Genomic DNA, 13,776 nt, shown 5'->3' on the forward strand with positions numbered 1-13,776 from the left:
AGCCTCCGCCTCTTGAACCAGGGAATGGAGGGGAGCACAGTCCGCCCAACCCTTTCTGCGCTCGCGATTCTCAACGCGCACATTCACCAGTTTCTGGGGGTAGGCCTGAAAGCTCTGATCCACCCACTCAGCCAAGGAGAGCTGTTGAGCGTGGCAGAGGCTTGCGATCTGAAGAGCGGTTAAGACACCATCACCAGCCAAACCATGGGCAGAAGACAGGATGTGACCTGATTGTTCTCCGCCAAGGGCTGCCCCCGTGCGGACCATCTCAGCGTGGACATGCTGGTCTCCCACCGCTGTCCGGTCCAACAGACCACCACGCGCCTGCCAAGCCCGCTCAAACCCCAAATTCGACATCACCGTGGCGACCAAGCGCTGATCGGGCAGCTGGCCCTGCTCCTGCAAAACCGACCCCCAGAGAAAGAGGACATGGTCGCCATCCACCACACGTCCTTGGCCATCCACCGCCAACATCCGATCGGCATCCCCATCGAAGCCAAAACCCATGGCGGCACCCTTCTCGATCACGGCACGGCGTAAAGCCTCAAGGTGGGTGGATCCACAATTCACATTGATCCTGGTTCCGTCCGGATCACCGTGCAACACCGTGATATCAGCACCAAGGGCAGAAAACACCTCGGCGCCGCAGGCAGTTGCTGACCCCCAGCAGAGATCCAGCACGATGGGCACACCATCGAGTCGATGCTGCCCAACACTGCACAACAAGCTCGCGCGGTAGTCGTCAAGAAGTTCAGGGCGATGGCGTGCAGCTCCGGATGCCGCTACTTCCATCCCAGAGTCGTCTCCACCAAACAAACCAGCTTCAATCGCCTGCTGACGTTCGGGGGACAACTTGCTGCCAGTGGCGCCAAACACCTTGATGCCGTTGTCTTCCGGTGGGTTGTGGCTCGCCGAGACCATCAAGCCACCGGCCGCTGAATAGCGGCGAATCAAACCCGGCACAGCAGGCGTGGGACACAGTCCCAAAGTCCACACCTCGCGGCCTGAAGCCGTCAGGCCTGCGGTGAGTGCCGCGACCAACATGCTTCCGCTACTGCGCGAATCCATGCCAATCAGCACAGGCCCCTCGGCTTGAAGCACGCGTCCACACCAATACCCCACCTGAAGGGCCAAAGCCGGAGTAAGCATGGTGTCCACCCGACCACGCAAGCCGTCGGTCCCAAAGCTGATCTGCGATGGCTTTGGGAGGTGCCCCAAAGGATGAAAGGCAGCTTCAGCCATGGAAACCTAATTCTGAACTCAAGCGTAAGCCGGACCGCTGGTTCTAACGCCAACGACGCGGAGCCAGCAATCGCGTTGCCACTTCCAGCAATGCCCAAGCCAATAGCCCTGCCACCAGCCAGCCAGGCACGACATGTAAGGGCCAAAGCCAACGCAATCCCCAAACCAGCAAAGCCAGGCCAGTCGCAATCGCACAGCGGCGCCGTTGCTCGCTCCCTGGGCGCCGCGGCCCTTGCCCCTTTGCCATCCGAATGCCGTGCGCTGGGAACAGAATGCCACCAGTTTCCGGCCGAGGCTTGACCGATCAATACTCCCGTGGCCTTCTGCTTCTCGCTGGAACTCCACTCCTCACCCTTGCTCTAGTCATTGGCGGACAGATGGGCTTGCGCCGTCTACATGCTCCACTCACGCCATCACTTTCAAACGCTGATCTCTGGACCCATTACCGCTGGTCGATCAATCCAAAAGAGCGGAGGGAAGCAGCTCTCTTACTCGCGGCGCGCAGCGCCGATTCAGCGGAGAGGTCCCAGCGTTTGCTGGCCCATCAGGGCTGGGGCAACGATCCCATCGCTGCCGTCACGCTGAAACAGCAGGCGTTAACCGCAGCAAAACTCGGCCAGCAGACAGAAGAACAAAAACGTTGGCAGGACTTGCTTCAACGCTTTCCTGGCAGTGCTGCCAGTGCCGATGCCCGTTATCAACTAGGGCAAGCCCAACCAGCGCTCCATGCAGAGCTGTTCCGGCAACAACCAGGTCATCCAGCCGCCTTGGCAACAGCAGCAGAAACCAAAAGAGACTCCCCCAAGCAAGCCATCGCCGCCTTGCATCTAGCCCGCTGGGGCGCCCGATGGCCAGGCGCTGCCATTCAGCTCAGGGAAGCCTGCAACAGGATCAGCGGCGATGGCTTGAACCAAAACGATCGACTGACGCTGGCCCAAGGACTGGCGTCCCTTGGAGATGGCGGTGCAGCGGAAGCCTGCCTCCAGGGCACACCCACCACTCCAGCCAGCGCCTTGGCCATTGGTCGGGTCCTGCTCCGAGGCACCGCTGAACAGCAGGAGCGTGGAACGCAGCGCTTGCTCGAGCTCGCCATCAACAACCCCGATGATCCAGCGGCTCTCGAGGCAGCGGCGCTGCTGAGCGAGCCGCTGAAACCCGATCCCGCTCTGTTGGATGCACTGCCGCAAGCGTTGCAACAACGCTCCGCTGACGTTGCAGCAGCCCGGGTGCGACTCGGTGACTCGGCAAATGCCATGGCCGTTCTGAAGCGATGGCCTAGCAATCCAGCCGCCTGGCAACTGCAGTGGGACTTGGCCCGCGAGGCCCTTTTAAAAGACCAATGGCAAGCAGCAAAAGCACTGCTAGAGGCCATTCCGAGCTCAAATCTTCCTGAACCGTTGGCCGCAAGGCAGCAGTTTTGGCTGGGGCTCACACTGTCGAAGCAAGACCAAACAACCCAAGCTCAGCAGGTCTGGGAGCAGTTGGTCAAAACCCATCCAAGGAGTTATTACACCTGGCGGGCCGGGGTGAGACTGGGAGGGGGAGATCTTCCAGATCTCCATCAAGCATCAGCCTCTCGCTCTGCAGGTCTCGGCGATTCGTTTCAAGCGCATTGGGAGCCACTTCAAAGTGGGGATTCATTTGTGGATCGTCTCTGGCGACTCGGCCAAACCCAGGAAGCATGGGAAACCTGGCGAAACCAACAACCCCCGTCCGATCAGCCCACCAATCCAGAACAAAAGCTCGTAGAAGGTCGTCTTCGTGTTGCCGTCGGAGACTCATGGACAGGGCTGAGTCGTCTTTGGCGCGCCAGTTTGAGGCTGGTGAATCAATCCTGTGAGACGCGTCAGCTCCTTCACCGGAGCCAGCATCCGCGTCTGCTCTCCCAGGTGTTTGAGAGCGCATCACAACAGGAGGAGGTGCGGAATGAACTGCTGATGGCGATCGCCAAGCAAGAATCCCGTTTCTCCCCAGGCGTTAGCTCACCCGTGGGGGCGGTCGGGTTGCTGCAGCTGATGCCAGCCACAGCGGAAGAACTCGCCGGCGGTGCGCTCAGCCAGGATCAATTACGAGAGCCAACACGCAATGCAACCCTCGGAGCGCGCTACATCGGTCAGTTGCTCGAGCAGTGGCAAGGAGACATTGTGCTGGCCGTTGCGAGCTACAACGCAGGGCCTGGAGCCGCCAGTCAATGGGTCACACCCGCTTTGAAGAACGATCCGGAATTATGGATCGAGAGAATTCCCTATCCAGAAACACGCCTGTACACAAAAAAAGTACTGGGAAATCTCTGGGCCTATCTCGGATCAGAACCTGACCGCTGCGACAGCTGAGGCAAAGGGGTTTGGCAGATCCTGACCCAACCAGATGCCCACCAACACCAACGCCGCCAACCAAAAGGCCATGACCTGAGGCGGAGGCACCACCTTGATCCGGGTGAGGTCCAGCCGGGCCAGCAAGGTGGCAGACGCCAAGATCAACACATCGGACAGCAAGCTCAGACTGAGCAGATAGAGGCCCACCATGATCACCAGCAGAAGGGTGGAGATCAGGCTGAGCACCCGGCTGGACGCCATCAGCAACGACAGCTGGCGAAGGAGGAGATCCGGCATCGTGCAGATGAGCACAATCACGAGCGATTGCAACACCTCCACCGTCCAGAACAAGGTGGGCGACACATTTTGCAGAGCGATCAAATGCTCGCTCTCAATGGACCAGTGATGGCCAAGAAAAACTGCCACACCGAACAGAACAAGCAGCAGGGGAGCCCGCAGCGGCAGTAGGAGGAAACGAAGAAGAAACATCAGCAAGCAGCCAACGGTCGACTGATGAAATCAGCGAGAAAGCAGATCACAACAACGGAATTGGCTTTTAAACGCTAGCAACAACACATCCTTCAGCCTGCCAAAGTAAAAGCATTCAAACGTTCCCGGCATGACCGGCAGTTCCTCCCCCGCCACCCTGACCCCTTTGCAAAAGGGGTTGCTGCTGATTACGGCTCTGGTCCTCGCTGCTGGATTATTTCTGCTTCGCAACGGGCTCAACCAGGAAGCCCCTCTCGACCAGCTGGCCAGGCAATCTCTGGATCCTGAGGTTGCCCTCAACAATTCCCGGCCCACCATGCTGGAGTTTTACGCCGATTGGTGTGAGGCCTGCCAAGCCATGGCACCCGCCATGCTTCAAACGGAACAGAAGCACGCCGATCAATTGGATGTCGTGTTGGTGAATATTGACAACCCACGCTGGTTGGATTTGATCGACCGGTATGACGTCACGGGGATTCCACAGCTCAATTTATTTTCAGCTGACGGTGTGATGCGCGGCCGCTCGCTTGGGGCGAGAACAGCAGACCAGCTGGAATCATTGGCGGTTGCACTGATTAACAATGAGCCACTGCCCCAGCTTGCTGGAGTTGGTTCCACCAGCAGCGTGACCCCTGCGGAGATGGTTTCAAGCCCAGGCCCGCGCAGCCACAGCTAGACAAACCATGAACAGTTCATCGCAGACGACACCCATGGACTCTCGTTTTCGAGTTGACCTGATCGCCGCAACCCCGAATCCGCAACAGTGCGTGTACGTGGGTATGCACCAGGACTACAGCGAAGGCTTCGTGGCCGCCGATCGCGAGCAATGGCCCGATGAGACCAGAGCCGGCGAAATTTGCGTCAAACGCCTTTTAGCAGGAGAGCGGGGCCATTACGGACCCATGGAGCATGCCCAGATTGTGTTGAACGTGGGTTGGTTTCCTCATTCCGTGATGCAACAGGCACGGACGCACCGGGTGGGCGTCAGTTTTGATGTTCAATCCATGCGCTACACAGGCGATCGCATCTGCAGGGCAGCACTTGGAGAACTCGATCTCGAAGAGGTGTTTTATTTGCGCCCCGTCGGTGAGTACAGCGACCGCAAGGGCAAGAAATACCTTTACAGCGAAGCTGAGCGAAAAAAAGATTTAAACCACTGCAAAATCAGTGCCGATCGCTATCAGGAATTGCTTCAGGCCGGCTACGCCGAGGAACATGCCCGCGGCATCCTCCCCTTTGATTACAGGCAACATTTCGTGGTGAGCTTCACGCTCAGAGCCTTCCTGCATTTCATGGATCTTCGCGCCAAGCTCGATGCCCAGCAGGAAATCCGCGAGCTCTGCGACCTGATGTGGCCGCACCTCAAAACATGGACCCCAGAATTTGCGAGTTGGTACGAAAAAACAAGATTGCACAAGGCGCGACTTGCTCCCTGAGCAACCTTCAAAAATCAAATTGAAGACAAAAATAACTTGTGGATTGCTTAACAGTTAAACAATCCAGATTGCCCGTTGAGTTCAGTCTGATTCAGACCTTGGCCAGCGTGACGCGCTCGGGTTGATGCTGATATTTACCTTGCCGATCGCTGTAGGTGGTCTCACAAGGATCACCTTCAAAAAACAACAACTGACAGATCCCTTCACTGGCGTAAATGCGACAGTCAGCGCCAGAACTGTTACTAAATTCCAAGGTGAGATGTCCCTCCCAGCCAGCTTCCGCTGGAGTTGTATTCACAATGATGCCTAAACGGGCGTAGGTGCTTTTACCAAGACAAATCACCGTGATATTGGGCGGCACTCGCATCTTTTCGAGGGCAACACCGAGGCCATACGAATGCGCCGGAAGGATGAAATAGTCTCCATCCTCATCATGATGAATGGGCGTTGATTCAAGATTGTCAGGGTTGAATCTCTTGGGATTCATGATCGTGCCAGGCACGTGGCGAAAGATCAGAAACTCCTTAGGCGAGAGCCTCAGGTCGTAGCCGTACGAGGAACAGCCAAAACTCAGAACCGGACTCTGCCGTTGATCCGGATCCAAGTGGCGCACTAATCCATTTTGAAAAGGCTCGAGCATGCCTGCATCAGCCTGATCAGTAATCCAGCGATCGTTCTTCAGCATTAGAAACCTCGACGCAATTCCGTCACTTGATCCGCCATCTCCATCATCTCTGCAGGGATCGCGGGCCCGGTCACGATCACATCCATCGCGGAAGGCCTTTGCTCCAACACCGATAAGACATCCTCGTGGCTTAAATAGCCAAGCTCGATCGCCAATCCAATCTCATCCAGAACGAGTTGGTCCAACGTGCCTTCTAAGAGATGGGTCTTACAGATCTGCCAAACCTCTTGGACTGCCTCTTTGACCTCCTCATCGCGGCTCACAGCAGCATCTGACAGGCATTCCGTCACGGAAGGTCGCAACCATCTGAGCCTGTCGCACAGGGTGAGGCTGCTCTTGGGGCCTTGACCCACTCCACCCTTGAGAAACTGGGCGATCAAAACATGGCTACCCAGGCCTGCAGTCCGCAGCGCTTGGCTCAGCACACAAGAAAAGCTCCCCCGAAAGGAGGCGGTATGCACCTCAAGCTGCCCTTCTGGAGCCACCAAATGCAGGGGTGGACGAACCTCGACAGAGGGCAATCCCCTTAGCCCTGCTTGCTCGAGAGTCCTGTGGTCAACAGTCCGCGACTCACGAGAATGATGGGTAGGGCTGAGGCTGACGGTCATCACATTCGCCGAAGTCCGGCAAATCCGGATGTGAATGAATCTAGCGGTGAAAGTTGAATGCACAAGTGTTTTGACACCATCCATGGTGTGCCGAGCCAACTGGCAGGCTCAAAGCACCTCCGCACCGTGGACTTATGACCGACACCTCTCGCAATGACGGACGTCGGCCGGGTGATCTTCGCCCCTTCTCGATCAGCTGGGATCCCATGGGATTTGCCCTCAGCTCAGTGATCATTCACAGCGGACGGACCGCTGTTCTTTGCAGCGTTTGCCATCAGGAAGGTGTCCCTCGCTGGCGCAAAGATCAAGGCCAGGGATGGCTGAGTGCCGAATACCGACTCCTTCCTGGATCCACTCCAGAGCGTCAAAACAGAGAGCTGCTCAAATTAAGTGGACGCACCCAGGAGATTCAGCGCCTGATTGGTCGCAGCCTGCGCGCCGCCATCAACATGGAAGCTCTCGGCGAGAACACGTTGAGAATTGATTGTGATGTGATTCAGGCGGATGCCGGCACCCGTACCGCGGCGATCAGCGGATCTTGGGTCGCGCTGCAACGAGCCTGTGAACGGCTTGTTCAACAAGGGGTTCTCAACACCAACCCTGTCCAAGCTCAGGTGGCAGCTGTCTCCGTTGGCGTGATTCAAGACCGCCCCCTTCTCGATCTCGACTACAGCGAAGACAGCCATGCCGACGTGGATCTCAATGTCGTCATGAACGGAGAGGGACAATTGCTGGAACTACAGGGCACTGCAGAAGGAGCTCCTTTTAGCCGCCACCAGCTCAATGCCCTCCTGGACCTCGCCGAGCCTGGGCTCAAAAAAATCATGGGTGATCAACGTGCGGCTCTTTCAGCTACATGAACTCCGCTTCAGGACAAGGCAGCATTTCGTGTTCCTTGCTACACGAGCCGGGTTGGCTGATCCATAACATCTCGTAAGACGCGCTGGGAACATGGCTGAGGTCAGCCGCGGCTTCAGCCGCTATGCACCACCAACAATTCGCCCGGCGGCCTCGAGCTTCGGGACCCCCGCGGTTCCATCCAACCGCACTCTTCAAGACGTCATTCGGGGACTCGATGGAGCCAATTCCGAAATGGTGGAACGGGGGAAAACCATCTTTTTCCCCGGCGATCCAGCAGAAAAGGTGTACCTCATTCGTCGCGGTGCAGTTCGCCTCTCAAGGGTGTACGAATCCGGCGAAGAAATCACCGTTGCCTTGTTACGAGAAAACAGCTTGTTTGGCGTTCTGTCGTTATTGACAGGTCATCGCTCTGATCGTTTTTATCACTCGATCGCTTTCACCAGAGTGGAGATGGTCACGGCGCCCGCCACATCAGTGCGGCAGGCCATCGAAGCTGACACCAGTGTGGGATTGCTGTTGTTGCAAGGTCTGTCCAGCAGGATTCTCCAGACCGAAACGATGATCGAAACGCTCACCCATCGGGACATGTCGTCTCGGCTGGTGAGTTTTCTGCTGGTGCTCTGTCGAGATTTCGGAGTGCCTGGTCAACGGGGCATCACCATCGACCTTCGCCTCTCACATCAAGCCATCGCCGAGGCCATCGGCTCCACACGCGTCACGATCACTCGTCTCTTGGGTGATCTCAAGGCGTCCAGCCTTGTCGATATCGATCGCAAAAAGATCACTGTTCTCGATCCAATCGCTCTCGCCAAGCGATTCAGCTGACCATGCAGGTGAAGATGGAGCTTCCATCCGAACTCTGACCCTTCGTTCTCCGTGACCGGCTGGTTCCTACTTCTCGCTCTTCTTGTGCTTGGAGGCGTGCTCTCAACCCTGGGAGACCGTCTTGGATCTCGCGTGGGGAAAGCTCGACTGAGCTTGCTTGGACTGCGTCCCAAACGCACGGCCGTGGTGATTACGGTGTTAACGGGCAGCCTGATTAGTGCCCTTTCACTCGGACTCTTGCTGTTGGTCAGTCGACAGCTCAGGGTGGGCCTGTTTGAACTGAATGCTCTCGAAGCGAAATTGCGGAGCAGTCGCGCCGACCTCAAAACAAGCAAACGCGCTCAGACACAAGCTGGCAAAGAGCTCACAACCGCCCAACAGCGCGCGGCAGAACTGCGTCGCACCCTGAAGCCACTCCAGGAGCAAACCCGATCCCTGGAGGCAGAGCGACAGCGATTGAGCCAAGACGTGGATGCGAAAGATATTGAGATTCAACGCACCGAACAGGAGCTCTCAGCCGTGCGCTCTCAAATTCGCAGTGGCGAGAAAGAACTCAATCAACTGGAAGACAATCTCCTCGCCCTGCGTCGCGGAAATGTCGCCATCAGCAGTGGGCAGCCGCTTGCAACCGTGACCTTGAAGCTCGAACGCCCCGATCAGGCAAAAACGGTGATCGATCAGTTACTACGAGATGCCAATCTTCAGGCCTATCAACAAGCGCTCCCTGGCCAACCGGTAGAGCGTCAGATCCTGCTGGTTCCGCGACCCGACATCAAACGCTTGGAACAAACGATTCGCAAACCTGGCACCTGGGTTGTGAACATTCGTTCAGCAGCCAATGTGCTTCTGGGTGAAACCGTTGTGTATGCCTTCCCGGAAGTGCTTCCCAATGTCACGGTAACCAGAGAGGGGGAGATCCTGGCCCGCACCACCCTCGCGAGCAATGAGCGCAACCCTGAAGCCGTTCGCAACCGACTGAATCTTCTCCTTGCCTCCACATTGGCCGAGGTGCAACGACGCGGATCTCTCAGCAAGGGGCTGCAGTTCGATGTGAATGCCATCAATGTGCTGGGCCAAGAGCTGATCGACCGCAATGGCGGTCTCGCTTCGCTCGAAGCGGTTGCTTTGCGGCGCAGCGAGACCGCCGATCCCATCGCCATCCAGTTGCGACTCAGTCCATGACACGCGTCGTCGCCTTAGATCCTGGCCGAAGCAAATGCGGCTTGCTCCTTGCAGACATCTCAACGAACACGGTTCTGCAAGGCATGGTGATACCAAGCTCTGAGGTCCTTGATCAGCTGCGCGCCTGGATGGAAGACGATCAGGGGGAGAACTCTCAGATTGCTGATCTGGTGATCGGTGACGGCACCAGCAGCACGATCTGGCAACAACAACTTCCCACCAGCATGAAGGTCCACGTCGTGGACGAAACAGCAACCACCCTGCGAGCACGCGAGCGTTACTGGCAGTTGTGGCCTGCACGGGGCTGGAAGCGCTTGCTTCCTTCAGGCCTGCGCATCCCGTCTGGTGATCTCGACGCCATCGCAGCGCTCGTCATTCTTGAGGATTACTTAGAACGGCCTTTGCGATGGCCGGGACCCGGTCCCCTCAGAAACGGGCCCTCACGGTGAAGGTGTAATCACCACCGGGCTCCAGGTCATAGTCAGATTTCACAAGGAAGCGAAGGAGCGCGTCTTGAATCAACGCTCGCCCCAGGGAAGGTTCCACACTCAACTCACCGCGATCAAAAAACCAACTGAACTGCCAATTGAAGCCTCCTGCCTGGACGTCTCCTTCCAAACATTGATCCGCAAAACTCTGGCGTTGAACCCGCAGATGGGCGGTTGTAACAGGTAGCGCTGCCATCACTCCTCAGTGCTGGTAGGAGCCAGCTGAAGCCCATTGAGGTGATTTCCTGCAAGGTCGAGGCCTTGACGCTGAATCCTCTCCAAACCATCCACGACCTCCAACAAAACCTTGTCGATCAGGGGCTCCTCGTCACGACTGAAACTTCCAAGCACATGCGACACCGTTCTTGCCTTGCGCTCACTGGGGTTTTGCCCGGGTGCACCAATTCCAATGCGCAGACGCGCGAAATCCTGCGTTCCGAGATGCTGAATGGTGCTTTTGAGGCCGTTATGGCCACCGGCAGACCCACGGGCCCGCAAACGCAAACGACCGAGCGGCAGATCCATATCGTCGACGAGGACCAAAATCTGATGCAGCTCGAAGCCAAACCAATCCAATGCAGCCCGTATCGAGCGACCGCTGTCGTTCATGAAGGTTTGGGGCATCAACAATCGCAATCGCTTGTCCCCCGAACCCAAATCAGCGAGCTGACCTTGGAGCTTGGGCATGGATCGAAAGCCACCGCCCTCGCGAGAGGCCAGGCGTTCCAAAGCCATAAAGCCAACGTTGTGTCGGGTGTTGGCATAGCGATTGCCTGGATTCCCCAACCCCACCACTAGGCGGAGATCACCACGATTCATCGACTCAATCGGAAGGAGAAGTTGGCTCTGTCTTTGGCGCAACCGTTGGGGGTACAACCGTCTCAGCTGGTGCTTCAAGAGCCTTGGCCTGATCCGCTATGGGTTCGGGCTCAGCCATCGCCTTATTAATTTCGCGTTCAAATTCTTTGGAGGCCGACTGAAAACCCTTAAGAGTTTTACCAAGGGTGCGGCCGAACTCCGGTAGCCGTTTTGGGCCGAACACAAGGAGAGCGACCGCCGCGATAACGGCCATTTCTGGCAGGCCAATGCCGAAAACATTCATTCTCGGTTGTCAGCCCAGGCCTAAGCCATTCCAGTTGACATTGATTCCTTCAAGGATCAGTGACTTGTTGTACAGCTGAAGAATGATCAACAAAAACACGAGGAAAAGGGCCATAAAAATGCCCATCACTGGTGTGGTGCCCCAGCCGGGGACAACTTTGCCGTATTCCGAATTCAGGGGGCGGAGCAGATCTCCCAGACGGGTGCGTTGAGCCATGGCAGCGCTGAAGTCTCGGGTGGAGTTAAGTCTCGATACTGTAAGGGCTCCGACCCGTAAAGAGGTCAATCCTGTGGAGAGTTGTGATGGAAAGTTCGTCCCCAGCCATGTCAGTGGCGATTGCCGTGCTGGCGGCCCTGCTTGGGTTAACAGGATTTGGGGTGTACACAGCCTTTGGCCCTCCATCAAAAAATCTCGACGACCCGTTCGATGATCACGAAGATTGAACGTTCTCCAAAATCAATGTGAGGAGCTCGCCAGGGTGGACCTCCCAGAACGTCCTTTGGTCGTTGGATTTGGTGCAGCTCAGCCTCCAATCGGTCCCAGGCAACCAACGCTGACGCGCTGGTCCGGGATTGAGTACTTCAATTTGAACGGCCTTATCGCTATGCAGGGCACCCTTCACGGGTCGGACTGAAATCGGCACCAGACCGACGGGCAAGGAGGGAAGCCCTTGCCACCGCTGCTCCAATGCAACAGGCCCTACCCAACCCGGCTCCCTGAATCGGATCGCCGCCTGGGCCACACCACTGCGGTTCCAACCAAGCAGCGCTGGCATGAAGGCCAATCGATGCCTGTGCCATCCGTGATCTGCTGAGGGGTCTGGCCAGGTTGGGCCTCGGAGCAGGGAGACTCCCAGATGGTTCGGACTGGCATCAACACCTTGAGGACCATCCAACAAGACCGCCATCCCACCCCCAGGAGCTTCCCCTTCGGCTGCAAACCATGAGATCACAGGCAGTTCCCAACGCTCTTGTTCATAGGGATTGAACGCTTGTGCTGGTCGCTCGATCACTCCACCACTCGTGTCGGCGGCCCATCGCACAGCAGGGCGGTTCAGTGGCAATTCCAACCTCAGCAATTCATGGGTCTGCTGCCATTGGACGCTGAGCTGGGCCTCGAGCCAGGGCGAATCGGCCTTCAAGATGAGGTCAAGGCGCACCTGGCTCAATCCAGCAACCGTGCGCAACACGATCCGTGCTGTTAGAGGACCCGATTCCACTAATTCTGCCGACCAGCGTGCGGCCATCGGCAGCGGATGTTGGCGGTAATCCGCGGCAAGATCCCAAGCGTCCCAGAACTCTCCTCGATCGGAAAAACGCAGCAATCGCAAAGGTTCGCTGAGCTGTGGCACACCATTCCCATCGCGCAGCTGAACCAGCCCATGGGCGCTCACATCTGCAGACACAGCCCCATTGCTCAACCTCCACACTCCGGACGACACCACCTCCACGCTCACGGGATGACGAATCGGCAAAGCAGACCCCAGAGGCTCACGGCTGCGCTGAAGTGGAAGCGCGCACACGCCTTCACTACAAGGCAACTGAACCCAAACTCCGCCTGAAGGAGCAGCCTGCACAGGCAAGATCTCCCCACCACTGGACCAGTGCCCCTGGGGCAAGCGCAGCAACGGTGACCAGTGGGCAAGCGGCTGCAAGCCGCACCAGGTCCAATGGGAGCGATGGGGATCGGTCGCCATCCCGTCTTGACTGGACGCGAAGAGATGGCCTAACAGCTGATCTCGACAGCGGGCCGCACGCCGGCGGGCATCACACCAGATCGGCTCAGCTTGCGCAAACACCTCAGGGATCGATGTGCCGGGAAGGATGTCATGAAATTGTTGGAATAACAGAGGTCGCCAATCACTGGCCTGCTCGTGGCTGGGCACAAGAGCATCAGCCCGAGTTCCAAGCAACGCGGCAGAGAGCTCAGCCTCACGAAGAAGCCTTTCCAGACTGCGATTGTGACGTTTCTGATCAGGCCGACTGGTCGCGCAACCCCGATGTAGCTCGAGATAAAGCTCATCGCGCCAGACCGGCAAGCTGGAGCAGCAAGGCTCAAGGTGATCGAGATAAGCACGCAGCGTTCCAGGCTGCTGGGTCACAGCCTGCGGCTGTTCCTTCCAAAGCCTTAGCTGTTCCAGCATCTCGGCCGTGGGACCGCCGCCATGATCGCCAACCCCTGGAAGCCAGATCGCCTGCTCCACCCCAGTGGCAGATACAAAGTCGCGCTGCTCTGTTGCCATCGCGACAGGATCGCCATCGGTGCCGATGGCGGGCAGCATGAGCGCTAAAACCTCTGCGCCTCCGCGGCTGCGCCAGCGAAACAAACGATGGGGGAAGCGGTTGGTGGCATTCCAAGCCAATTTGTGCGTGCAGAACCAACGCACGCCGCTGGCAGCCGCCACAGCGGGAAGTCCGGCGGCGAACCCAAAGCTGTCAGGCAGCCAAGCCAAGTCATGGCGCCATTCCGGGAAACACCTCTGGCTGTCCTCTTGTCCAAGCGTGAACTGACGCCACAGGGAGGCCGTACTCACCAGAACACAA

At 57.6% G+C, this 13,776-nt stretch carries 18 protein-coding genes; 8 read left to right on the plus strand and 10 right to left on the minus strand.

Annotated features, from left to right (window positions below):
- Together NCN04_RS02195 and NCN04_RS02200 are read right to left on the minus strand one after the other, a co-directional pair.
- On the minus strand, positions 1-1,242 hold a 1,242-nt coding region (locus NCN04_RS02195), incomplete at its 3' end, for a phosphoglucosamine mutase (protein WP_250395053.1).
- Positions 1,243-1,285: 43 nt separating this feature from the next.
- The gene (locus NCN04_RS02200) at positions 1,286-1,489 is read right to left on the minus strand and encodes a hypothetical protein (protein ID WP_048347826.1); all 204 of its coding nucleotides are present in this window, start codon (positions 1,487-1,489) and stop codon (positions 1,286-1,288) included.
- Positions 1,490-1,514: 25 nt separating this feature from the next.
- On the opposite strand from NCN04_RS02200, the gene NCN04_RS02205 reads away from it, so the two are divergent.
- Positions 1,515-3,575: a lytic transglycosylase domain-containing protein gene (locus tag NCN04_RS02205; protein ID WP_250395054.1), complete on the plus strand. Its 2,061-nt coding sequence runs from the start codon at positions 1,515-1,517 to the stop codon at positions 3,573-3,575.
- On the opposite strand, the gene NCN04_RS02210 is transcribed toward NCN04_RS02205, so the two are convergent.
- A complete protein-coding gene (locus tag NCN04_RS02210) occupies positions 3,549-4,046 on the minus strand; it encodes a hypothetical protein (protein ID WP_048347824.1) in 498 nt (165 codons plus the stop codon). The two genes, NCN04_RS02205 and NCN04_RS02210, sit on opposite strands and share 27 nt — an antisense overlap.
- Before the next feature lie 130 nt (positions 4,047-4,176).
- Between NCN04_RS02210 and NCN04_RS02215 the strand changes: the two genes are divergently transcribed.
- On the plus strand, positions 4,177-4,722 hold the full coding sequence (locus tag NCN04_RS02215) for a thioredoxin domain-containing protein (RefSeq protein WP_048347823.1): 546 nt from the start codon (positions 4,177-4,179) through the stop codon (positions 4,720-4,722).
- Positions 4,723-4,756: 34 nt separating this feature from the next.
- A complete protein-coding gene (gene thyX / locus NCN04_RS02220) occupies positions 4,757-5,482 on the plus strand; it encodes an FAD-dependent thymidylate synthase (protein ID WP_048347822.1) in 726 nt (241 codons plus the stop codon).
- 91 nt (positions 5,483-5,573) lie between these two features.
- Here thyX and dcd read toward each other — a convergent pair whose 3' ends face one another.
- Positions 5,574-6,167: a dCTP deaminase gene (gene dcd / locus NCN04_RS02225; RefSeq protein ID WP_011618295.1), complete on the minus strand. Its 594-nt coding sequence runs from the start codon at positions 6,165-6,167 to the stop codon at positions 5,574-5,576.
- Complete coding sequence (locus NCN04_RS02230) at positions 6,167-6,775, minus strand: cob(I)yrinic acid a,c-diamide adenosyltransferase (RefSeq protein WP_048347821.1); 609 nt, start codon at positions 6,773-6,775, stop codon at positions 6,167-6,169. The genes dcd and NCN04_RS02230 overlap by 1 nt, the downstream gene beginning before the upstream one ends.
- A 134-nt stretch (positions 6,776-6,909) precedes the next feature.
- On the opposite strand from NCN04_RS02230, the gene rph reads away from it, so the two are divergent.
- From rph to NCN04_RS02250, 4 genes are all read left to right on the plus strand, one after another.
- Positions 6,910-7,635 (plus strand): ribonuclease PH, encoded by a 726-nt coding sequence (gene rph, locus NCN04_RS02235; RefSeq protein WP_250395055.1) that lies wholly within the window; start codon positions 6,910-6,912, stop codon positions 7,633-7,635.
- Positions 7,636-7,726: 91 nt separating this feature from the next.
- Positions 7,727-8,461 (plus strand): global nitrogen regulator NtcA, encoded by a 735-nt coding sequence (gene ntcA / locus NCN04_RS02240; protein WP_048347819.1) that lies wholly within the window; start codon positions 7,727-7,729, stop codon positions 8,459-8,461.
- Positions 8,462-8,512: 51 nt separating this feature from the next.
- Complete coding sequence (locus tag NCN04_RS02245) at positions 8,513-9,643, plus strand: DUF3084 family protein (RefSeq protein ID WP_250395056.1); 1,131 nt, start codon at positions 8,513-8,515, stop codon at positions 9,641-9,643.
- Positions 9,640-10,092 (plus strand): RuvC family protein, encoded by a 453-nt coding sequence (locus NCN04_RS02250; RefSeq protein WP_250395057.1) that lies wholly within the window; start codon positions 9,640-9,642, stop codon positions 10,090-10,092. The genes NCN04_RS02245 and NCN04_RS02250 overlap by 4 nt, the downstream gene beginning before the upstream one ends.
- On the opposite strand, the gene NCN04_RS02255 is transcribed toward NCN04_RS02250, so the two are convergent.
- From NCN04_RS02255 to psbH, 4 genes are read right to left on the minus strand one after another with little or no spacing between them, the layout of a single operon-like run.
- Positions 10,070-10,327 (minus strand): DUF3146 family protein, encoded by a 258-nt coding sequence (locus NCN04_RS02255; protein ID WP_006853677.1) that lies wholly within the window; start codon positions 10,325-10,327, stop codon positions 10,070-10,072. The genes NCN04_RS02250 and NCN04_RS02255 overlap by 23 nt on opposite strands.
- Positions 10,327-10,950 carry an aminoacyl-tRNA hydrolase gene (pth, locus tag NCN04_RS02260; protein ID WP_250395058.1) on the minus strand — a complete coding sequence of 208 codons (624 nt, stop codon included), beginning with the start codon at positions 10,948-10,950 and terminating at the stop codon, positions 10,327-10,329. Before pth ends, NCN04_RS02255 begins: the two co-directional genes overlap by 1 nt.
- Positions 10,951-10,954: 4 nt before the next feature.
- Positions 10,955-11,233, minus strand: a complete 279-nt coding sequence (locus NCN04_RS02265) for a TatA/E family twin arginine-targeting protein translocase (protein WP_011618288.1) — start codon at positions 11,231-11,233, stop codon at positions 10,955-10,957.
- A 9-nt stretch (positions 11,234-11,242) separates the two neighbouring features.
- On the minus strand, positions 11,243-11,449 hold the full coding sequence (gene psbH, locus NCN04_RS02270; protein ID WP_006853680.1) for a photosystem II reaction center phosphoprotein PsbH: 207 nt from the start codon (positions 11,447-11,449) through the stop codon (positions 11,243-11,245).
- Between the two features lie 86 nt (positions 11,450-11,535).
- Here psbH and psbN point away from each other — a divergent pair, with 86 nt between their 5' ends.
- Positions 11,536-11,676: a photosystem II reaction center protein PsbN gene (gene psbN / locus NCN04_RS02275; RefSeq protein WP_011618287.1), complete on the plus strand. Its 141-nt coding sequence runs from the start codon at positions 11,536-11,538 to the stop codon at positions 11,674-11,676.
- Here the strand turns inward: psbN and NCN04_RS02280 are convergent.
- A partial coding sequence (locus tag NCN04_RS02280) for a glycoside hydrolase family 38 C-terminal domain-containing protein (RefSeq protein WP_250395059.1) occupies positions 11,664-13,776 on the minus strand: 2,113 nt, incomplete at its 5' end. The genes psbN and NCN04_RS02280 overlap by 13 nt on opposite strands.

Source organism: Synechococcus sp. MU1655 (assembly GCF_023630655.1).
Classification (GTDB): Bacteria; Cyanobacteriota; Cyanobacteriia; order PCC-6307; family Cyanobiaceae; genus Synechococcus_C.

Bases quoted from the DNA above. Each gene is read 5' to 3' on its own strand.
- NCN04_RS02200 (WP_048347826.1), bottom strand. From the start codon at position 1,489: ATGGCAAAGGGGCAAGGGCCGCGGCGCCCAGGGAGCGAGCAACGGCGC.
- NCN04_RS02205 (WP_250395054.1), top strand. From the start codon at position 1,515: ATGCCACCAGTTTCCGGCCGAGGCTTGACCGATCAATACTCCCGTGGC.
- NCN04_RS02210 (WP_048347824.1), bottom strand. From the start codon at position 4,046: ATGTTTCTTCTTCGTTTCCTCCTACTGCCGCTGCGGGCTCCCCTGCTG.
- NCN04_RS02215 (WP_048347823.1), top strand. From the start codon at position 4,177: ATGACCGGCAGTTCCTCCCCCGCCACCCTGACCCCTTTGCAAAAGGGG.
- thyX (WP_048347822.1), top strand. From the start codon at position 4,757: ATGGACTCTCGTTTTCGAGTTGACCTGATCGCCGCAACCCCGAATCCG.
- dcd (WP_011618295.1), bottom strand. From the start codon at position 6,167: ATGCTGAAGAACGATCGCTGGATTACTGATCAGGCTGATGCAGGCATG.
- NCN04_RS02230 (WP_048347821.1), bottom strand. From the start codon at position 6,775: ATGACCGTCAGCCTCAGCCCTACCCATCATTCTCGTGAGTCGCGGACT.
- rph (WP_250395055.1), top strand. From the start codon at position 6,910: ATGACCGACACCTCTCGCAATGACGGACGTCGGCCGGGTGATCTTCGC.
- ntcA (WP_048347819.1), top strand. From the start codon at position 7,727: ATGGCTGAGGTCAGCCGCGGCTTCAGCCGCTATGCACCACCAACAATT.
- NCN04_RS02250 (WP_250395057.1), top strand. From the start codon at position 9,640: ATGACACGCGTCGTCGCCTTAGATCCTGGCCGAAGCAAATGCGGCTTG.
- NCN04_RS02255 (WP_006853677.1), bottom strand. From the start codon at position 10,327: ATGGCAGCGCTACCTGTTACAACCGCCCATCTGCGGGTTCAACGCCAG.
- pth (WP_250395058.1), bottom strand. From the start codon at position 10,950: ATGAATCGTGGTGATCTCCGCCTAGTGGTGGGGTTGGGGAATCCAGGC.
- NCN04_RS02265 (WP_011618288.1), bottom strand. From the start codon at position 11,233: ATGAATGTTTTCGGCATTGGCCTGCCAGAAATGGCCGTTATCGCGGCG.
- psbH (WP_006853680.1), bottom strand. From the start codon at position 11,449: ATGGCTCAACGCACCCGTCTGGGAGATCTGCTCCGCCCCCTGAATTCG.
- psbN (WP_011618287.1), top strand. From the start codon at position 11,536: ATGGAAAGTTCGTCCCCAGCCATGTCAGTGGCGATTGCCGTGCTGGCG.